The 19,142-nt window shown below is 70.0% G+C and carries 14 protein-coding genes and 5 pseudogenes; 10 read left to right on the top strand and 9 right to left on the bottom strand.

Going from position 1 to position 19,142, the window contains the following annotated elements:
- Positions 1-188 precede the first annotated feature (188 nt).
- The 4 genes and pseudogenes from ACQUSR_RS27770 to wecB form a co-directional block, all read right to left on the bottom strand.
- A pseudogene (locus ACQUSR_RS27770) lies at positions 189-521 on the bottom strand (IS5 family transposase); the annotation flags it as partial.
- Positions 515-1,390, bottom strand: coding sequence for a putative RNA methyltransferase (locus tag ACQUSR_RS27765; RefSeq protein WP_431045335.1), 876 nt, complete (start codon positions 1,388-1,390; stop codon positions 515-517). The pseudogene ACQUSR_RS27770 and the gene ACQUSR_RS27765, both read right to left, overlap by 7 nt.
- A 920-nt stretch (positions 1,391-2,310) precedes the next feature.
- The gene (locus ACQUSR_RS27760) at positions 2,311-3,339 is read right to left on the bottom strand and encodes a terpene synthase family protein (protein WP_431045334.1); all 1,029 of its coding nucleotides are present in this window, start codon (positions 3,337-3,339) and stop codon (positions 2,311-2,313) included.
- Positions 3,340-4,310: 971 nt separating this feature from the next.
- On the bottom strand, positions 4,311-5,480 hold the full coding sequence (gene wecB, locus ACQUSR_RS27755) for a non-hydrolyzing UDP-N-acetylglucosamine 2-epimerase (RefSeq protein WP_431045333.1): 1,170 nt from the start codon (positions 5,478-5,480) through the stop codon (positions 4,311-4,313).
- A gap of 318 nt (positions 5,481-5,798) precedes the next feature.
- Here wecB and ACQUSR_RS27750 point away from each other — a divergent pair, with 318 nt between their 5' ends.
- The 3 genes and pseudogenes from ACQUSR_RS27750 to ACQUSR_RS27740 all read left to right on the top strand — a co-directional run bounded on the left by ACQUSR_RS27750 (position 5,799) and on the right by ACQUSR_RS27740 (position 8,505).
- The gene (locus ACQUSR_RS27750) at positions 5,799-7,133 is read left to right on the top strand and encodes a glycosyltransferase family 2 protein (protein WP_431045332.1); all 1,335 of its coding nucleotides are present in this window, start codon (positions 5,799-5,801) and stop codon (positions 7,131-7,133) included.
- Between the two features lie 447 nt (positions 7,134-7,580).
- Positions 7,581-8,225: pseudogene (locus ACQUSR_RS27745) on the top strand (alpha/beta hydrolase); the annotation flags it as partial.
- Positions 8,226-8,253: 28 nt separating this feature from the next.
- Positions 8,254-8,505 (top strand): alpha/beta hydrolase fold domain-containing protein, encoded by a 252-nt coding sequence (locus ACQUSR_RS27740; protein ID WP_431047885.1) that lies wholly within the window; start codon positions 8,254-8,256, stop codon positions 8,503-8,505.
- Here ACQUSR_RS27740 and ACQUSR_RS27735 read toward each other — a convergent pair.
- Entirely contained in the window at positions 8,502-9,365 is an 864-nt protein-coding gene (locus ACQUSR_RS27735; protein WP_431045331.1) for a LysR family transcriptional regulator, read from the bottom strand. The two genes, ACQUSR_RS27740 and ACQUSR_RS27735, sit on opposite strands and share 4 nt — an antisense overlap.
- A gap of 163 nt (positions 9,366-9,528) precedes the next feature.
- Here ACQUSR_RS27735 and ACQUSR_RS27730 point away from each other — a divergent pair, with 163 nt between their 5' ends.
- Positions 9,529-10,128 (top strand): short chain dehydrogenase, encoded by a 600-nt coding sequence (locus ACQUSR_RS27730; RefSeq protein ID WP_431045330.1) that lies wholly within the window; start codon positions 9,529-9,531, stop codon positions 10,126-10,128.
- Here the strand turns inward: ACQUSR_RS27730 and ACQUSR_RS27725 are convergent.
- Together ACQUSR_RS27725 and ACQUSR_RS27720 are read right to left on the bottom strand one after the other, a co-directional pair.
- A pseudogene (locus ACQUSR_RS27725) lies at positions 10,125-11,034 on the bottom strand (IS481 family transposase). The gene ACQUSR_RS27730 and the pseudogene ACQUSR_RS27725 overlap by 4 nt on opposite strands.
- Positions 11,035-11,040: 6 nt before the next feature.
- Positions 11,041-11,169, bottom strand: a complete 129-nt coding sequence (locus ACQUSR_RS27720) for a hypothetical protein (RefSeq protein ID WP_257548903.1) — start codon at positions 11,167-11,169, stop codon at positions 11,041-11,043.
- 5 nt (positions 11,170-11,174) lie between these two features.
- Between ACQUSR_RS27720 and ACQUSR_RS27715 the strand changes: the two genes are divergently transcribed.
- Positions 11,175-11,759, top strand: a complete 585-nt coding sequence (locus tag ACQUSR_RS27715) for a DinB family protein (protein ID WP_431045329.1) — start codon at positions 11,175-11,177, stop codon at positions 11,757-11,759.
- Positions 11,760-11,792: 33 nt separating this feature from the next.
- On the top strand, positions 11,793-12,200 hold the full coding sequence (locus ACQUSR_RS27710; RefSeq protein ID WP_431045328.1) for a transposase: 408 nt from the start codon (positions 11,793-11,795) through the stop codon (positions 12,198-12,200).
- On the opposite strand, the pseudogene ACQUSR_RS27705 reads toward ACQUSR_RS27710, so the two are convergent.
- Positions 12,170-13,069: pseudogene (locus ACQUSR_RS27705) on the bottom strand (IS110 family transposase); the annotation flags it as partial. The gene ACQUSR_RS27710 and the pseudogene ACQUSR_RS27705 overlap by 31 nt on opposite strands.
- A 229-nt stretch (positions 13,070-13,298) precedes the next feature.
- Between ACQUSR_RS27705 and ACQUSR_RS27700 the strand changes: the two are divergent.
- Together ACQUSR_RS27700 and ACQUSR_RS27695 are read left to right on the top strand one after the other, a co-directional pair.
- Positions 13,299-13,649 carry a YciI family protein gene (locus ACQUSR_RS27700; RefSeq protein ID WP_431045327.1) on the top strand — a complete coding sequence of 117 codons (351 nt, stop codon included), beginning with the start codon at positions 13,299-13,301 and terminating at the stop codon, positions 13,647-13,649.
- Between the two features lie 32 nt (positions 13,650-13,681).
- Positions 13,682-14,980 (top strand): RNA polymerase sigma factor, encoded by a 1,299-nt coding sequence (locus ACQUSR_RS27695; RefSeq protein WP_431045326.1) that lies wholly within the window; start codon positions 13,682-13,684, stop codon positions 14,978-14,980.
- Between the two features lie 120 nt (positions 14,981-15,100).
- On the opposite strand, the gene ACQUSR_RS27690 is transcribed toward ACQUSR_RS27695, so the two are convergent.
- Entirely contained in the window at positions 15,101-15,268 is a 168-nt protein-coding gene (locus tag ACQUSR_RS27690; RefSeq protein WP_431045325.1) for a hypothetical protein, read from the bottom strand.
- Positions 15,269-15,680: 412 nt separating this feature from the next.
- Between ACQUSR_RS27690 and ACQUSR_RS27685 the strand changes: the two genes are divergently transcribed.
- Entirely contained in the window at positions 15,681-15,887 is a 207-nt protein-coding gene (locus ACQUSR_RS27685; protein WP_431045324.1) for a helix-turn-helix domain-containing protein, read from the top strand.
- A gap of 75 nt (positions 15,888-15,962) precedes the next feature.
- A pseudogene (locus tag ACQUSR_RS27680) lies at positions 15,963-19,114 on the top strand (Tn3 family transposase).
- The last annotated feature ends 28 nt before the right edge of the window (positions 19,115-19,142 follow it).

Below are 19,142 nucleotides of genomic sequence, written 5' to 3'. Positions count from 1 at the left end.
CTCCACGCCCCGGCCACCGGCTTCGCCCCAGACGCAGTCGGTCGGCCGAAACTTCAGCCACTATCTATGCAGCGATGCCCGGCGTACGTTGCTGAGGCTATGGACGGCTCTTGCGGCTGCTGCGTCATGTGTCGGCGCTCGTGGCCCCGTTTCGGTCTCCTGATCTTCGCGATACGTCGCGACCAGCGCCTGCAGGACGATGTCGCGTGCTGGTGAGCCCGGTTGATCATCGAGTCCACCGTGACCGTCCAGTCGATCCCGCCGATCGAGTCCGCCTGGGCGGTCAGATGCGCCAGATCCGTGTCCCAAGTGCCGTCAGCAGCCCACCTGCGATGGCGTTTCCACACCGTCTGCCACGGTCCGAACGCCTCACGGGGCAGATCTCGCCACGGGATACCTGTGCGGTACCGGTAGATGATCCCCTCGATGATGCAGCGGTGGTCGGCGAAGGGACGCCCTACCTTCCCCGTGTCGTGGGGAAGGTAGGGCGCCAGGCGTGCCCACTGCTCGTCGGTCAGCAGGCGCGTGCGCCTGCTCGTGGTCGCCGAGGCCGGTAGGCGGTGGCCAGCACGGAGACGGTGACCTGGTCGGGCAGGAGGCCGTCACCGTCCAGGTCTGCAGGGCTCAGGTGGCGTGCGCTCGGCGTCATCCCCACCAGGTCGAGGGCCTCCAGCCTGGTCAAGGACGTGACGTACTCGACCCGCTCGGTACCGGTGGCCTCGAAGAAGGGGGCCAGCGCCTGGTGCAGGCGCTGCTCCTTGGCCGGGTCGACCGTGACCACCGCGGGCCCACGGCCGCGCAGCTCGGCCAGGTGCCGCCCGGTAGGACGCACCACGACCAACCGGCCGGACGGGCGCAACACCCGGTGAAACTCGGATGGGTTGCGCGGGGCGAACACGTCCAGCACGACGTCGGCCATCCCATCGGCCAGCGGGAAGGGACGGAAGACGTCCCAGGTCGCCGCGGCTGCTCGCTCATGGACTCGGGCCGCCGAGCGCAGCGCGCGAACCGAGGTGTCCAGGCCCAGACCACGGGCGCCAGACAGCTGGTCGAGTACGCCGGCCAAGTAGTAGCCCGTGCCGCACCCGACGTCCACGACTGTGCCCTGCTCGGGCACGGCGTCGGCCGCCAGACGGGCCACGACCTGGCAGATGGGCCCGTACTTGCCAGTGGCCAGGAATCGGTCCCGGGCCCGGGCCATGGCAGCATCGTCGCCGCTGGTGGCGCGGGCGCCCGTCAGGAGGCTGACATAGCCGTGGCGGGCGATATTGAAGGTGTGGCCCGCCGGGCAGCGCAGTGCGCCGCGGTCGGGATGAAGACGGGCGCGGCACCTCGGGCAGCGCAGCAGGTCGAGGAATAGTTCGAGGGCAGGGCAAAGCGACACGGGCACAAGGCACTCCTAGCAACGGTGAAGGGAAGGGACCGTGCCTGCACGCGTGCTTCGAAAGTCGCCGCCCCAGGAAGGAACGGGCTCAGCGTCCGGCCACCTCGGTACGGGCAGCGCCGGGAACGTGGTTTACGCAGCAGGAACACCAAGGAGGGCGACGCCGCCCGGCATCGCCCTCAAAGCTTCCCAATCACAGGAAGCAGCAGTGCGGGGTGCTCATGAATGCCACGCCGTGATTCTACGAGATTCCGCGAAAGCCCCTCGCGCCGCCGCCAAGTTAGGAGACGCTTGGATCGCTGACGGGGGCGTTCTCAGACACGTTCAAGGGCGCTTTGGATGCCGGGGGTGGTGTGTTCGAGGCCGCGGCCAAGGGCATCGCTGATCCGAGGCAGCCGTACGTGCGGTTCGACGGGTACCGCGGAGGCGAGTTCATCCGCTTCTCCCAGCGGCATGGAATCGAGGTCGGGCCCAGAAGGATCACCGAACCGTGGAACTCCTCGGGCCCTTGTGGTTGTGGGTGACGGCCTGGAAGCCAAGTGTTTGTCGGTACATCCGGAGTAGGCGTGCGTGCTGCCTTCATCCGATGGTGGCGCTACCGAAGCGGTCCTCGCTCGTCGACGTACACAGTGGGCTCCGACAAGAACATGTTGGCGTCCACCGGGCCGTAGGCGATGTTGAAGGTGTCCATCCAGTACGACTAGTCCTGCATCCCCGAAGTACTGCTGAAGCGGTAGTTGAGCTGCCAGCGGACCCACTGGCCGGGGACGAGGTGAACAGCTGGGGGCCTGAGGTGAGGCGGTCGGCGGCCTTCTGCCCGCGGTGGGAGGAGCCGATGCTGCTGGCCGGGGAGGGGCAGCGGCTCCGACGCTGGCGGCAGCGACCGACGTGAAGTCGGCTCGCTTCCCGCCCTCGGTGTGCCGTGGTCATCCCCGCAGTACCCACCACTCCTCCACGCCCGCGACCGGCGTCCGATCCGTGCACGTCGGCACGGTCCCCACCACCGCCGAGGACCCCGAATACCGGGCGGAGCCGATGCCCAAGTCCAGGTTTCCCCGAATCCACCCGTCCAGGTCCCGTACCCACGACGCCACCGTCGGCGACGCCCCGGCCAGGGTCTCTTCCCGCAGGTCCATGTAGCGCACCATCACCCGGTCCCGCAGCGCGACGGTCTCCGCCAAGCCCCCGCCCTCTCTGGCCACCGCGTCCACCAAGTTCAATCCGTCACCACAGCGCTGCGATTCCTTCGCATGCGAGATCAGATCGTTGTCATAGCCCACCAAGGCCGCGCACATCTCCGACAGCGCCCGAACCGCCGGTACTTCCAGCTCCGGTAATGGGGCCTCGTAGCCGTTGGTCACGTCCAGCATGTTCACGCACACCGGCATCGACCCGTTGGAGATACGAGCCACCAGATACGCGCCCAAGGAGGGAAACGTCCCCCGCACGCGATGCCCTGCCTCCCACACCTGATAGGCCAGGTAATCCCGCAGCGCCGTAATCCAGCGCCCCACCTGCACTCCTGAGCCCAGACCGGCCAACCGCTCCCGCAAGTCGGCCAGAGCGTTCTGGAACGGCTCGTCAGCTCGCGCCACTCCCGTCTGTGCCGTCCGTATCAGGTCGGCGATCAGTACCCCCAATCCCGCCGGGTCATGGCTCAGTTGCCCCTCGTCGCAGAACACGTCGTCGAACGCGAACAGCCACATCAGCATGTCCGCCCCGAGCTGAGCCTGCACGGCTGTCCCCCACGGCGCGATGCGGGCTGCCAACTCGCCGGCGCCAATGGCGGAGAACCGGGCCGCTTCCTCCTCATCGCGGGCCAGCCCCCACTTCGCGGCCCACCGGTCCGACTCGGCCTGGAGCACTTCGACCGCCGGATACATCCGCGACGGCAACGGACACCACAAGGCCACCACCGGCCGCTCCCGCGGACGCAGTGAGGCCGCCAGATCCATGGCACTGCCCCCGATCACGCCCCCGGAGAACCGACGTCCAGACATCACTCCCCTCTCTTCGCGCACCTTGGAGTACGCGACCTGCCCGGGGCACCTGCCGGTGTCCGAGAAGGAGATCCGAAACCACCAGGACCAGTGACGAAGACACGGACGCGCCCGCCCAACCCACCCCGTCCATGGGGCTGGTCTGCCCGTCTGCCGCTGCACGCGCTGAAGCCGTCTTTGAGCTGCTGCAAGTCCGCTTGCACCGGCACACCTCGGCGGCCCCCACCGGAACCCTCCACGACAAGGTCTACGGGCTAGGCCGGGAACGGCACGCCGAGTGGCGGCGGATACTCGTCGCCGCGGTCGAGCACTCCCCCCCGGCCGGTACGTGGCGGACCGCCAGCGGGTGCTACGAGAGCTCGGGCAGTACACCCAGAGGCCCGGGACCCGGCGGCCCCGAGGCATCGGGCGCCCGGCGTTTTCAGCCAGCCGCGGCAGCGTGGCAGCAGTTCGGGGTCCTGGATCAGTCGGTGGTCCGCCGTTATCCATCCGGTCACACGAGGAGCACTGCCCTGCTCGATGTCCTTCCCGGGCCGGTCACCGATCTCGCATCCCGGGAGCCGGAACCGGCCTTCGCCGGAGAAGCCCCGCTGGAAGCCGATCCCATCGAGGCCGAACGCCATGTAATCCTGGCCGAGTCGGCCATCGGCGATGCGTGGTCGCTGGTGCAGCCGCCGACCGGCGGGGAGAACGCGTGCGCCTCGCTGCGGCTGATACGTCACCTCCGGCGTCAGGTGTCTTCGCACCCTCGTAGCCTGCGCCGCTGTACTTGCAGGCGGGCGCGCTGACCGCGGACGCGGTCGCCCTGGAGGCCGGCAAGACAGCCGTGGCCAATGAGTTGGTCATCGTGCCCGCACCAGTGGGGCCAGAGCGGGCGACGGTGACCTTCTTGACGCCGCCGGCCAGCGAGGAAGAATCCTTGCCGTTTACCGTTCCGGCAGACCTCGCGGCCGCGGGCACTCTCCGAGCAGCCAGCCGCAGGCCGCCGCACAGCGGGCCGCCGCCCGCCCGTCGCCGTAGGGGGTGCCGCGCACCACCGCCCGCAGGCGGGCACCGAGCGGAAGGGGCCTCGCGCGGGCGAGTTCCCTGTCCGCCGCTGCCACGATGTCTGGTCCGTGCGTGCCGACCAGGCGGGCGAGGCCGGAGCTGATGCCTTCCACACGCTCGGTGGTGTCCCGGGTGACCAGCACTGGTACTCCGAGGGCGGTGGCCTCTTCCTGGATTCCCCCCGAGTCGGTGATCGCGAGGGCGGAGCGGGCCAGGATCCTCGCGAAAGTCCCGTACGGCACGGGGCCCGGCAGCCGTATGTTGGGCAGTCCGTGCAGTGAGTCCTCGATCTCGGCCCGGACCGCCGGATTCATGTGAGCGGCCACGACGAAGGTGGTCCGCGGGTGTCGGCGGCTGATCTCGGCGACGGCTTCGCCGATGCGGCGGATCGGCTTACCCCAGTTCTCCCTGCGGTGCGCCGTCACGAGCACGAGCGGCGACGTGGTGTCGCCGGGCAGGAGGTGGTGGCTGTCCGCAGTGCGCTGGCTCGCGGTGACGACCGCGTCGACGACGGTGTTGCCGGTGACCAGGATGCGCTCGGCGCTGATGCCCTCCGCCAGCAGGTTCTTCAGGGCCGTGTGCGTCGGTGCCAGGTGCAGGTCGCAGACCTCGGAGATCATCCGGCGATGTGCCTCTTCCGGAAACGGGGTGCGCAGGTCGCCGGAGCGCAGCCCGGCCTCAACGTGCACCACGGGGACGGAGGAGAAGAACCCTGCCATCGCCCCGGCGAGGGCGGAGGAAGTGTCGCCCTGGACAACGACCGCGTGGGTGCCCGGTCTGCGTAGCTGCGGGCCGACCGTGCTCAGCAGGCCGGCGGTCAGGTCCGTGACGCTGTCCGCGCCGCGCGGTGCGGACAGCGTCACATCCGGGCCGATGCCGAAGCAGGACAGCGTCTCGCGCACCACCGGGCCGTGCTGGCCGGTGGTGATGACCACCGGCCGGGACCAGGCGCACCGGCGCAACTCCAGGATGAGCGGGGCGAGTTTCACTGCCTCGGGCCGGGTGCCGACGACCAGGGCGATGCGCCTCGCGCTGCCAGTACCGTTCACTCCGTACGCTCCCCCCGCCCCGCTTCGGGCGGTGCCGTCAGCTTGCCCCGGTCCCACGCCAGGCACCGCGGGGACCGGGCACGTTCACTCGTACGTGGTGTCACCGCGTACGACAGGGCTGCCGCGCCCGGGGCGCACACCGTGCGCCGGGGCACGCACACGCGCGTCGGTGGTGTCCGTGTCGGGCGCCGAACTAGGCTGCACCGGAGTGGATCCAGCACCTGTCCTGGGTAGCCGGACAGCCTGGCAAGAGCGACGAAGGCGGTGCCGAGTGCGAGATCCCCTCCAGGCCGGGCGGCGCCCGCAGGGAGTCTCCCGGTGGCCGCAGTGGACACGATCATCCAGCATGCTGCTGTCGTCGTCACCGTGTTCGCGGGCATCTACAACATCTCGCTCCTCATCCTGGGCATCGCCTTCGCCCGCCGCGCCGAGGGCTCGCTGCGCGCACAGCTGAGGTCGGCGCACGGGCCGCCCGTCGAGCTGCCCGCCGACTGGAGTGTCTTCGTCCTGGTCCCCTGCCTGAACGAGGAGCGCGTCATCGGCAACACGCTGCACTGCCTGCTCGACGGGCAGCCCGGGGTGCGCGTCATCGTCATCGACGACGGCAGCGACGACGCCACCTCCCGCATCGTGCGCGCCGAATACAGCGACCGCGTCACCTTGGTCCGCAGGACACCGCCCGCCGCCCGACAGGGCAAGGGCGCCGCCCTCAACGCCGGACTGGGCGCCATCCGCGAGCGCGCCAAGGAAGAGGGCTTGGATCCCGGACAGGTGCTGGTGTGCGTGCTGGACGCCGACGGCCGGATGACGCCGGGCGCCGCAAGCCGGGTGACGCAGCTCTTCAAGAAGCCGACGGTAGGCGGTGCACAGCTGGCGGTGCGCATCCGCGGCCGACACCGCTGGGCGCTGCGGTTGCAGGACTTCGAATTCTGGGCGCTGAGCGCGCTGACCCAGTTCGGCCGAATCGCCACCGGCACGGTGAGCATGGGCGGCAACGGCCAGTTCAGCCGGCTCTCCGCCCTCGACAGCGTCGGGACCTACCCCTGGTCGGACTCCCTGACCGAAGACCTCGACCTGGGCATCAGCCTGGCAGCCCGCGGTTGGACGGTTACCTCCACCACCGGGGCCTTCGTCTCCCAGCAGGGACTGACCGACCCCCGTCGCCTGCTGCGCCAGCGCACCCGCTGGCACCACGGACACATGAGCGCCATCACACGCCTGCCGGAACTCTGGGCCCGCCCGTCCGTCGGCGTCCCAGGCCGCATGGAACTCACCGGCTACCTGCTCGTCCCGTACCTCATCACCCTGCCCAGCTCAGTCCTCCAGCAGTACCTGATCCTGAACGCCCTGTCAGGGGACGGCACCGGGATGCTCCACCTCGTCCCCGGCCCCTCGTGGCTGAACGTCCTGGTCTGGCAGTTCCTGGCCTTCACCGGCTGCCTGGCTTCAGCGTTGCTCTACTGGCGCCGCACCGATGACCTGCCGGCCTGGAAGGCGGTCTGCTGCTTTCCCGCCGTCATGGTGAGCGTCTACCTCAGCTTCGCAGCCAGCTGGTGCGCCCTGTGGCAGATCGTCACCCGGCGCACGCACTGGACCAAAACCGAACGCGCCGTGGAGACGCCCGTCACGAACGGGGCGCCCACGGCCCCGTAACCGGCCAGCGGCGCCCCCGCACCACCGCCGAGTGCCGTCTTCCTTCCCGGCATCGTGCCGACGAAGCGATCGGACATTCACACAGCGGGGCACGACGACAGTTCATCCGCCCAGTGACGGCGGCTGCCGCCCGCTGGCCATCCTGATCATCACACCCGGACAGTGGGGTGATGCCCGCATCTGATCCCGGCCCTGGACCGCATCCGCGTCCCGCGCCTGGCTGGAGGTCACCCGCGGATGCGCCCGGACCGTCTCTGCGGCGACGAGGCGTACAGCTCCCGCCGAAATCGTCACTACTTGCGGCGATGCACATCCAACACACGATGCCCGGGCACCGGGATCAGCCGCGCAGACCGCCGAGGCGGCAAAGCACCCTCGTCCGTCTCCGCCCGGCAGCCCACACACCGGCCATACCAGCCGCACCAGCGGTAGACGCGCGCCCGAGCGATGGCGAAGTGGTTGCCGCTGAAGCGGTTCGGGCTGGACGGCGCGCCGCCCACTGTCGTCCCGACAGTTGAGGAGATACGCGCGGGCAACAGGATGCTGTCGCTGGCCGTCGCGCCGCAGCCGCCCCTCGCGGTCGGTTCGCTGGACGACAGCACCCTGGCCGGGGTACCGGTGCGGGTCTACCGGCCCCAGGGCGCGGGGACGGCGCCGGCGATCGTGTTCATCCACGGGGGAGGCTTCGTCGTCGGCGATCTCGACACCCATGACGGGGTCTGCCGCCGTCTGTGCCGGGACCTGGACGCGGTGGTGGTCAGCCCCGCCTACCGGCTCGCCCCCGAGCACCCGTTCCCCGCCGCCTACGACGACTGCCTCGCCGTGGCCCGCCACCTCAGCGACCACATCGCCGACTTCGGCGGCGGACCGCTCGCGGTCGCAGGGGACAGCGCCGGAGGGAACCTGACCGCCGGGGTGGCGCTCGCTTTCAGAGACGAGGGCCGTCCGCCGGCGGCGCAGATGCTCGCCTACCCCGCCACGAGCCTGCGGATCGACCGCGAATACCCGTCCCGCACGGAGTTCGCCACCGGCTACCTGCTGACCCGGGCCGAGTACGAGAACAACATCTGGCTCTACCTCACCGACGAGCCGCGCTGCAGACCGCGCCCCGGCCTCCCCGCTGCTCGCCGACAGCCACCAGGGGCTCGCCCCCGCAGTCATCGGCTGCGGCGAGCTCGACCCGCTGCGCGACGAGGGCCTGGCCTACGCCGACGCCCTCGCCACCGCCGGCGTCCCCGTCAGCAAGCAGGCGCGGGCACACATTGGTAGGACGGCCGGCCCAAGACCGTCCCGCCCATGCCAAACCTCCGCTACACTCCCCACCGCCAGGCCGTTGACCAGGAGAAATACAGAAGTCCGGCTGGAGTACTAGGCGCTGACCACCTCCCGCACTGCCGCGAGGAACTCCTCCGTGCGCGGGTGCGTGGGGTGGGCGGGGTGAGCGAGGTAGACCGTGGCGGCGGGCGCGTCGTCGACCGGGACGAAGCGCACCCCTGGGTGGCCGTGGCTCTCCGCCGTGCCCGCGGCGCCGACGCCGAACGCGCCGCCCGTGGCGATGAGGTTCAGCCACTCGTCGACGTTGCGCACCTCGACCGTGTGGTCCGGGCGCTGTGCCGGAAGCCAGAGGCTCACCGAGGCGGTGCCGGTGTCCGGCCACAGGGCCAGTGGGAGGGCCGGGCCGGAGGTGAGCTCCGCCAGGCGCACCCGGTCGCGGTCCGCGAGCGGGTGGTCGTCGGGCAGGGCGGCGACCCGGTCCTCGGTGTAGAGGGCCTCGGTGCGGATGCGCGGGTCGGCGGGGACGGTGCGGAGCACTGCCACGTCGGTGTCGCCGGTGGCCAGGCCCGCGGTGCTGTTGTCCTGCCGGACGACTTCGAGCGGCGCGTGCGGGTGCGCCCGCCGCCATGAGCGCAGCAGCGGGACGGTCTGCTGCCCGAGGACCGCGCACGTGTAGCCGAGCCGCAGCGGCCGGTCGACGGCCCGGGTGTCGGCGAGTGCCGCGTCGAGGTGGGCGAGGATGGCGCGCCCGTGCCCGAGGAGGGTCGCCCCCGCCTGGGTGAGGCCCAGATGCCGAGAGGAGCGGTCGACCAGCCGGACCCCCACGCGCGCCTCCAGCTGGGCGAGGGTGCGGGAGAGGGCGGGCTGTGTCATGTGCAGCCGGGCGGCCGCGGCGGTGACGGTGCCCGCCTCGGCGATGGCGGCCAGGGCCTTGAGGTGACGCAGCTCCACATCCATGCGTGGGAAGCATAGTCGCTGCCCAAATGGCATTTCTGTGTGCGCAGCGCGCCCCGTAGCGTCGGATGCGCCGGGTGGTTCGCCCGGTTTCCTTCCCCGGGGCACCCCCAGGGATCTCCCGGTATTTCCCGGGCGTTTCTTTCCAGGCATCGGAGAGTGAGTCATGAGGATTCTTCTGGTCGGCGCGGGCGGCACGCTGGGCTCCGCGGTACACAAGGCGCTCGTGGAGCGCGGCCACGAGGTGATCGGCGTGGGCCGCACGGGCGGGGACCTGGTCTGCGACGTCACCGACCCGGAGGCCGTGGCCCGGATGTACGCGCAGGCCGGTCCGCTGGACGCGGTGGCCGTCGCGGCGGGCGACGCCGTGTTCAAGCCGCTGGCCGAGCTGGCTGCGGACGACTTCGCGGCGACGCTCCGCGGCAAGGCCCTCGGCCAGCTGGAGCTGGTCCGCCAGGGTGCCCGGCACGTGGCCGCGACCGGCTCGTTCACGCTGGTCAGCGGGATCCTGGCGGAGGAGCCGATCGTGGCCGGGGCCGCCGCGTCCGCGGCCAACGGCGCGGTCGAGGCGTTCGTGCGGGCCGCCGCGATCGAGCTCCCGCCGCAGCGGATCAACGCGGTGAGCCCGACGGTGGCCGAGGAGTCCCTGCCCGCCTACGGGCCGTTCTTCGCGGGCATGGAGCCCGTCCCGGCGGCACGCGTCGCGACGGCGTACATCCGCTCGGTCGAGGGGGCGCAGACGGGGCAGGTGTACCGGGTGCGCTAGGTGTGCTGTTCGGAGAGGTTGGTGACGCGGCTGGCGGGGGTGTGGCCGCTGATTCCGGTGTGGGGTCGGTGGTAGTTGTACCAGTCCAGCCAGTCGGGGAACGCTGCCCGCCGTTCGGTGGCTGAGGTGTAGGGCCGCTGGTAGGCCCATTCGTCGAGCAGGGTGCGGTGGAAGCGTTCGACCTTGCCGTTGGTCTGGGGACGCCAGGGGCGGGTCCAGCGGGGGCTGATGCCCAGTTTGCCGGCGGGTGTCGCGCCAAGTGTTCTTGGTGTAGGCCCAGGCGTTGTCGGTCAGGACGCGTTCGATGGTGATGTCGTGTGCGGTGAACCAGGCGGTGGCGCGGGTGAGGAAGCCGGCGCGGGTTGGGGCGGTCTCGTCGGGCAGGTCTTGGGTGTAGGACAGGCGGGAGTGGTCGTCGAGGGCGGTGTGCAGGAAGGCGTAGCCGGTTCCGGTGCGGTTGCGTCGGCCTTCGGCACGGCCCTGGGTTCGGTGCCCGCCGCCGTTGGGGATGCGGCCGAGTTTCTTGACGTCGCTGTGGACCAGTTCGCCGGGCCGGGAGTGTTCGTAGCGGCGGACGGGCTCGCCGCTGGCCCGGTCCAGTGCGGCCAGGGCGGGCAGGTGGTGACGGGTCAGGATGCGGTGGGCGGTGGAGGCGGCGATGCCGCAGCGGGCGGCCAGCCGCACAGGTCCGATGCGATGTTCGCGCCGCAGACGCACGACCCGTTCCTCCACGTCGGCCGGTGTGCGCAACGGCTGGCGGTGCGGGCGGCTGGAACGGTCCTGCATCCCTGCCTCACCGTGCAGCCGGTAGCGGTCCGCCCAGCGTGCGGCGGTGGTGTGGCTGACCTGGAAGCGTTCCGCGGCCCGGCGCACCGGCCAGTGGCCGTCAACGACGCACCGGGCCAGGGTGTCTCACGTGGCAAGTTTCGCGAGCTTCTTGTAGCAGGTCAGGGCGGCGGCCATGGCCAGGCCTCGGCTCTGCCAGTCGTTGCGGACCACGTACGGGATCTTGAGACCACGAGCAGCCCATGGCAGGCTCATGCCGCATGATCGATGAATTCGCGAAAGACAACCTGCACGGGAGACTGCGGCGGGACCGCAAGGCGCTGCTCTGGAAACTCGACGGCTTGTCCGAATACGACGCCCGCCGGCCTTTGACAGCGACCGGGACCAACCTCCTCGGCCTGGTCAAACACGTGGCCACCGTCGAGGCCAGGTACTTCGGCGAGGTCTTCGACCGCCCTTCCCCGGAACCGCTGCCCCGGTGGCAGGACTACAACGGCAGCGATCTGTGGGCGACCGAGGACGAGACCCGCGATCAGATCATCGGGTTCTACCGGCGCACGTGGGAACACTCGGACGCGACGATCAACGAGCTTCCCCTCGACGCCCCCGGCCACGTGCCGTGGTGGCCGGAGCCTTATCCGAACACGAACCTGTTCGCCATCATGGTCCATGTCCTCGGCGAGTCCATCCGGCATGCCGGGCACGCCGATATCCTGCGCGAGGGCCTCGACGGCCGGACCGGGGTGCGCGCCGAACACGAGAAGCAGATCGACGAGGAAGCCCGTGCGGCCTACTGCGCGAAGATCGAGCAGGCCGCCAGGTCGGCCGCACCAATCAAGGCTTAGAGGTTGTCTCACGTGACTTGATGTTCGTGCGGCATGATGCCGGTCGTGGGTGCTGATCTATCGAAGCGTCTGGGTCCTGATGAACTCCGGGAGCTGGCCGCCCCGTTGCTGCCGTCGTTCGATGCTCGTCCGCAAGGTGGTGGGACCGCTCCGTGTGACGAGCGGGCCGTGTTCACGGCAGTGATGTACGCGCTGACCAGCGGCTGTGCCTGGCGGCATCTGCCGCTGACGTTCGGCACGTCGCCCGCCACCGCGCATCGCCGCTTCACGGTATGGACCGAGGCCGGCCTGTGGCGTCGGCTGCACCGGGCGGTGCTGGACGAACTCGGGGCCCGGGGCGAGGTGGACTGGACCTCGGCGATCGTCGACGCGGCCTCCGTTCGCGCCAAAAGGTGCCCCTATGGTCTTCGTCAAGCGGCTGCGGTAGCTGGTGCTTGGTAGAAGGTGCCGTCTCGGAGCATCGCGAAGAGAACGTCGATGCGTCGTCGGGCGAGGCAGACGATGGCTGCGACGTGGTGCTTGCCCTCTTGCCGCTTCCTGTCGTAGTAGGCGCGTGATTCCGGCTGGGTCAGCGAGGCGAAGGCAGCAAGGTAGAACGCTCGTTTGAGCTGTTTGTTGCCGCGTCTGGAGGGATGTTCGCCGCGGGTGGAGCAGCCGGAGGTTCGGGTGACTGGTGCCAGGCCAGCATAGGCGGCCAGGTGGGCGGCGGTCGGGAAGGCGCTGGTGTCGCCGACGTCGATGAGGATGCGGGCTGCGGTCCTGACTCCGATACCGGGCATCGAGGTCAGGACCGGGGAAAGAGGGTGGGCCTCCAGCAGTTCCTCGATCCGGAGGGCGAGGGTCTTGCGCTGGTCGAGTATCGAGGCGAGTGACGATACGAGGCTGGGGATGATCAGCGCGGCGGCGTCGGCACCCGGCACGACAACAGTCTGCTCGTCCAGGGCGGCGAAGATGTCCTCGACCAGGCGCTCGGCCATCCTCGGCGCCTTCGGCCGCAGCAGCGTCACCAGGCGTCGCCGTCCGGCTCTCCTCAACTGGGCTGGTGAGCCGAAGCGTTCGAGCAGCATGAGGACAGCCGGATGGTCCAGCCGTGGACCCACGACCCGCTCCAGGGACGGATGGATCTGGGTGAGCAGGCCCCGCAACCGGTTCTTGATCCGGGTCACCTCGGCGGCGAGGTCGTCATCGAAGCCGGCGATCATCTCCAGTTCGGCGACGGTTTCGTCGGATGGTGCCAGGTCCCGAAGAGTGTGCGGCATGGCGCGGGCGGCGTCCGCGATGATCGCCGCGTCGCGGGCATCGGTCCTAGCTATTTTCACCGCCAAGTACAACCAGCCCGGAAATACGACCATGGTGTCGAGCCCCGATGCTGCCGCCAAGTGACAAGTGGCTTTCTGGAAGCAACGAGGGACATGGCTGCCGAGCTCGGCCCGGAGAAATTATTCGGGGAGGTGTCGATCCGATCGCGTCCCGTTCGTCGTCATGGTGTACGGCGACCCGCCGCGCGAGGAATCAACAGAGCCTGACAGGAGTCGGACCATGAAGTACATGCTGCTGATCAACGCTGGTGCGATCGACGAGAACGGCGCGGCCGCCGAGTGCAGCGTCGAGGACTGGATGATCTATGACAAGGAAGTGAAGGACGCGGGGATCTGGGTTTCCGGGGAGTCGCTGGCCGACCTGGTCACCGCCACGACGGTTCAGGTCGGCCAGGACGGCAAGCGGACCGTCACGGACGGGCCGTTCGCCGAGACGCGCGAGATTCTCGGCGGCTTCTATGTGATCGACGTGCCGGACCTGGATGTCGCACTCGACTGGGCTGCCCGCTGTCCCGGCGCGCGCGGCAGCGGGACGGTCGTAGTGCGTCCGATCGCCGAGTTCGGGGCCTGACAGTGGAGGGCGAGGGAGATACCGGAACCGACATGCCCATCGAGTCATCCCACCAGTTGTCTGTCCAGGCGTCCGTGGAGTGGGTGTTCCGTGAGGAGCGTGGTCGGCTGCTGGCCTCCCTCGTCCGCCGCTTCGGCGATCTCGACCTGGCCGAGGAGGCCGCCTCCGAGGCCGTCGAGGCGGCACTGGTGCACTGGCCGGCCGAGGGTGTTCCGGCCAGGCCCGGGGCCTGGCTGCTGACCACTGCGCGACGCAAGGCCGTCGACCGCCTGCGGCGGGACCAGGCATACGCCGCCCGCCTCGCCGTCCTGCAGGTGGAGGCGGACCGGGCCAACCCCGTCCCGACCGTGAACGCCGACGGCGGCTTGCCCGACGAGCGGTTGCAGATGTTCTTCACCTGCGCCCACCCCGCCCTCGCGGCCGAGGACCGCACGGCGCTGACCCTGCGCTGCCTGGCCGGGCTGACGACGCCCGAGGTGGCGCGGGCTTTTCTCGTCCCTGCCGCGACGATGGCGCAGCGGATCGTGCGGGCGAAGAAGAAGATTCGCGAGGCTCGTATCCCGTTTCGCGTGCCCGGCGCCGATGAGCTGCCGGAGCGCCTGCCCGGGGTGCTCCAGGTCATCTATGCGATCTTCACCGAGGGGTACGCGGCCAGCTCGGGCCCGCAGTTGCAGCGGCTCGATCTCGCGGAGGAGGCCGTCCGGCTGGCGCGGATACTGCGCCGGTTGATGCCCGCCGAGCGGGAGGTCACCGGCCTGCTCGGGCTCATGCTGCTGATCCACGCGCGACGCGAGGCCCGGACCGGTCCGGACAGCGAGCTCGTGTTGCTCGAGGACCAGGATCGCGGCCGCTGGGACCGCACGATGATCGAGGAGGGGCGCGGCTTGGTGGTCTCCGCGCTGACTGGCGGACCGCCCGGCCCGTACGGTGTGCAGGCCGCCATCGCCGCCCTCCATGACGAGGCCGTCGACCTTGCGTCCACCGACTGGCCACAGGTCGTAGCCCTCTACGACGTGTTGCTCGTGCTCACTCCGTCCCCCGTCGTCGCGCTGAACCGGGCGGTGGCGGTGGCGATGCGCGACGGCCCGCAGGCGGGCCTGGCGCTGCTCGACGAGCTGGCCGACGAGCCGCCACTGCGCCGCTACCACCCCTACCCGGCCGCCCGGGCGGACCTGCTGCACCGGCTCGGCCGACTGCCCGAGGCAGCCGCGGCCTACCGGGAAGCGCTCGACCTGGCCGGCACCGAACCCGAACGGACCCACCTGAGGCGCAGGCTGAACACGGTCAGCCGCACGGGTGAGACGGGTAGCGGCATGGAACCCTCCAGGTGAGCAGCGACGGGGTGTTGGCCTCACGCTGCCCGGGCGTGGTGAGGCCGCTCATGCGGCGGCGGGTGCGGCTCGCCAACTGAAGCATTGAAGACTGTCACCCTCAGTGGGCAGTCCCAGTGATCAGGTGGTGGGGTTGGCGAGGTAGAGGCCGCAAGCGCAGTCCAGGGCCTCTTCGGGAGAGCCTGCCGGCAGGCCGGTGGGCAGGACATTGTCTTCGTAGCCGCCACGGCTGGCAAGGTAGAAGGCGAAGCCCCAGGTATGCCGGACGCCGAGTGAAGAAGGCGGCACGGGGGAAGCGCCTCCCCGTCCTTCAACTCGCCGACCACGTAGGCGAATCCGGTCCGTTAGCGGACCGTCACCCCGGCCAGCTGAGGCCAGTGAGTGCGGGCGTGGTCGGTCAGACGCTGGCGCAGGGAGACCTGAATCGATTCCGGCGGGCTCTTCGGCACGGACCCCATCCTGCCGGGCGCCGCACCCACCCGCCGTGATCATCTGTCATGGGTGGGATGACTCGGATACTGGCGGCAGTCCCGGTCGTGCTCGACGAGTCAGCACGCAGGCAGCTTGAGCAGCTGGCGACCTCGGTCACCGCACAGGTCCGCCACGTGCTGCGGGCGAAGATCGTGCTGACGGCAGCGGCCGGGGGCAGCAACGGCTGGATCGCTCGTGAGCTGGCCCTCAGCGTGAATACAGTGCGCAAGTGGCGGGCCGGTTCGCCACCGATGGCCCGGACGGGCTGCGTGACGCACGGCGTTCGGGCAGGCCCCGCACCTACGGGCCCGCGGTGCGAGTGGCGGTGGTGGCCACGGCAACCAGCACCCCGGCCCACCCGGAGGCGACCTGGTCGCACAGGACCGTCGCCGCGCAGATCGCCAACACTGTCTTCGCGCCGATCGTGATCCACTAGCACAGGCGATCCCCGGCATACCGGCTTTCGGTGAAAGGTCCGAGGCCCATCGCGGTGGGTGGTTACGTCCGCCGCATGCCGGTGGAGTTTCTGACTGATGAGCAGGCCGAGGCGTACGGGAAGTTCGCCGAGGAGCCGACGAGGCCCGAGCTGGAGCGGTTCTTCTTCCTGGATGACGTGGATCGGGACCTGATAGCGCTGCGGCGTACGCAGCATCACCAGCTCGGGTTCGCGCTCCAGATGTGCACGGTGCGGTATGTGGGCCTGTTTCTGGGCGAGGACCCGCTGAATGTGCCGTGGCCGGTGGTGGAGCACCTGGCCGAGCAGATGGGGATCGAGGACCCGTCGTGCGTGAAGCGGTACACGGACCGGCGCCAGACGGTGTACGACCACGCGTGGGAGATACGTAAGGCGTACGGCTACCACCTGTACGAGGACCATGCGGTGGGCCGGAAGTTCCGGGCGTTCCTGCATGGCCGGGCGTGGACGGCGCATGCGGAGGGGCCGAAGGCTTTGTTCGACCACGCGGTGGGCTGGCTGCGCCGGCACCGGTTGCTGCTTCCCGGTGTGAGCGTGCTAGCCCGCCAGGTCGCCGAGGTCCGCGCCATCGCGGAGAAGCGGCTGCACGCCACGGTCGCGAAGGCGGCCCGACGGGCGGATGCAGCACTGCCTGGGGACCTGGTGGCGCTGCTGAAGACGCCGGAGGGCAAGCGGTACTCGGAGCTGGAGTGGATGCGCCGGCCGCCGACGCGGACGACGGGCACCGCGATGAAGAACGCGCTCCAGCGGGTGGACGACATCGCCGCGTTCCGGCTGGGCGGGTGAAACTGGACAAGGTCCCGACGAACCGGCTGGCGGCGCTGGCCCGGTACGGGCTGGGCACGAAGGCGCCGAAGCTGGAGCGGGCCTCGGAGCCGAAGCGCACGGCGATGCTCACCGCGGTGATGCGGCACCTGGAGGCGAAGGCGATCGACGACGCGCTGGACCTGTTCGAGATCCTGATGGCCACCCGGCTGATCAGCACTGCGAAGCGGTCCACCGACAAGCAGCGGCTCTCGACCCTGCCGCAGCTGGAGAAGTCGTCATGGCTCGTGGCCAGGGCGGCGACGGTGTTCATCGAGGAGCTGGAGCTGCTGGAGAGGACTCGCTGCGACCCGGATGTGGCGGCGCTGTGGCGGGCGCTGGAGGAGGTCGCGCCGCGGGCCGCGCTGTCCAGTGCGGCGGCCACGGTGGTGAGCCTGGTGCCGGAGGGCGACGACGCGGCAGAGACCGCGCTGCGCGGGGCGCTGGCGCTGCGCTACAACACCGTGCGCCCGTTCCTGTCGCTGCTGGGCGAGACCTCGGCGCTGAAGGCCGCGACCGGGGGATTGCGCATCCTGACCGGGGTGAAGCGGCTCCCGGCCATCTCACGCCGGAAGGTGACGGAGAAGCCTCTGCTGCCTCGCGAGATCGACGACAAGCTGGTCCCGCCGCACTGGCGCAAGGCGGTGTACGCGAACGCGGACCTGCCGGAGGGGGCGGTGGACCGCGATGCGTACGTGGTGTGCGCGCTGGAACAGCTCTTCCGCGCGCTCAAGCGCCGCGACATCTTCGCCTCGCCCTCGCACCGCTGGTCCGACCCGCGCGCCCGGCTGCTCCAGGGCAAGGGGTGGGAGGCGGTGCGCGAGGACGTCCTGGCGGGCCTGAGCCTAGACGAGGACGCCGAGCAGCACCTCAAGGAGCTGACCGAGGTGCTCGACGCCACCAGGAAGCAGATGGCCGAGCGCCTGGAGGAAGCCGGCGCCGACGCGAAGATCAGCATCGAGGTGCAGCCCAACGGGCTCGCGAAGCTGAACGTGGAGAAGCTCCACGCGCTCGGTGAGCCGAAGTCGCTGAACTGGATGCGCAAACGGGTCGAGAAGATGCTGCCGAAGATCGACCTGCCGGACCTGCTGTTCGAGGTGCACGCCTGGACCGGGTTCCTGGACGCCTTCGTGCACCTGAGCGACGGCACCACCCGCATGAAGGACCTCACGACCTCGGTGGTCGCGCTGCTGTCTCGGAGGCCTGCAACATCGGCATGACTCCGGTCATCAACCCGAACTTCGAGGCGCTCACCCGCTCCCGCCTCGTCCACGTCGACCAGTACTACCTGCGCGCGGACACCATCGCCGCGGCGAACGCGTACCTGATCGAGGCCCAGACCCAGGTGCCTATCGTGCAGTTCTGGGGGCAAGGGCCTTCTCGCCTCCGTGGACGGCCTGCGCTTCGTCGTCCCTGCCCGCACGATCAACGCCGCCTCCTCGCCCAAGTACTTCGCGAAGAAGGAGGGGATTACTTGGCTAAACGCGATCAATGACCAGGTGATCGGGATCGGGCAGACGCTGGTACCCGGCACCCCGCGCGACTCTCTGTTCATCCTGGACGCGCTGCTGAACCTGGACGGCGAGGTGAAGCCGGAGACGGTCGCCACCGACCACGCCTCCTACTCCGACATGGTCTTCGGCATCTTCAAGATGCTCGGCTACCGCTTCTCCCCGCGCTTCAAAGACCTCGAAGATCAGCGATTCTGGAAGGCCCAGATGCCCGGCGCCGAGCCGGCGGGCGGGTACGGACCGCTGGAGGCGCTGGCCCGCAACAAGGTGAACGTGAAGAAGGTGCTCACGCACTGGCCGGACATGCTGCGGGTGGCCGGTTCCCTGGTCACCAACCAGGTGCGCGCCTACGACCTGCTGCGGATGTTCGGCCGCGAGGGGCACCCGACCCCGCTCGGCAACGCATTCGCCGAGTACGGGCGGATCGCCAAGACCCTCCACCTGCTGGCCGTCGTCGACCCGGTCGATGACACCCACCGGCGTCAGATGCACAAGCAGCTCACCGTCCAGGAGTCCCACCACAAGCTCGCCCGCGACATCTGCCACGGCAAGAAGGGCACCATCCACCAGGCGTACCGGGACGGGATGGAGGACCAGCTCGGCGCCCTCGGCCTCGTCCTGAACACCGTGGTGCTCTGGACGACCCGCTACCTCGACGCCGCCGTCGCCCACCTGCGGGCCCTGCCGCCCGAGGAGCGGGAGTATGACGTCCTGGACGAGGACGTGGCCCGGGTCTCCCCGCTGAAGCACGCCAACCTCAACTGCCTGGGCCGCTACAGCTTCGCCGCCCGCCCGCCGCGCGAGGGTTTGCGCCCACTGCGTGACCCGGCGACCGTCCACCTCGACGAGGACGACGAGGGCACCGACGAATGACGCGGCGTTAGGGCGCGTATCGGGTCGT

The sequence above is a fragment of the Streptomyces sp. P1-3 genome (assembly GCF_050613155.1).
GTDB lineage: Bacteria > Actinomycetota > Actinomycetes > Streptomycetales > Streptomycetaceae > Streptomyces.
This window is presented reverse-complemented; position numbering and strand designations above follow the sequence as displayed.

Bases quoted from the DNA above. Each gene is read 5' to 3' on its own strand.
- ACQUSR_RS27760 (WP_431045334.1), bottom strand. From the start codon at position 3,339: ATGGATCTGGCGGCCTCACTGCGTCCGCGGGAGCGGCCGGTGGTGGCC.
- ACQUSR_RS27735 (WP_431045331.1), bottom strand. From the start codon at position 9,365: ATGGATGTGGAGCTGCGTCACCTCAAGGCCCTGGCCGCCATCGCCGAG.
- ACQUSR_RS27730 (WP_431045330.1), top strand. From the start codon at position 9,529: ATGAGGATTCTTCTGGTCGGCGCGGGCGGCACGCTGGGCTCCGCGGTA.
- ACQUSR_RS27720 (WP_257548903.1), bottom strand. From the start codon at position 11,169: ATGAGCCTGCCATGGGCTGCTCGTGGTCTCAAGATCCCGTACGTGGTC.
- ACQUSR_RS27715 (WP_431045329.1), top strand. From the start codon at position 11,175: ATGATCGATGAATTCGCGAAAGACAACCTGCACGGGAGACTGCGGCGG.
- ACQUSR_RS27710 (WP_431045328.1), top strand. From the start codon at position 11,793: ATGATGCCGGTCGTGGGTGCTGATCTATCGAAGCGTCTGGGTCCTGAT.
- ACQUSR_RS27700 (WP_431045327.1), top strand. From the start codon at position 13,299: ATGAAGTACATGCTGCTGATCAACGCTGGTGCGATCGACGAGAACGGC.
- ACQUSR_RS27695 (WP_431045326.1), top strand. From the start codon at position 13,682: ATGCCCATCGAGTCATCCCACCAGTTGTCTGTCCAGGCGTCCGTGGAG.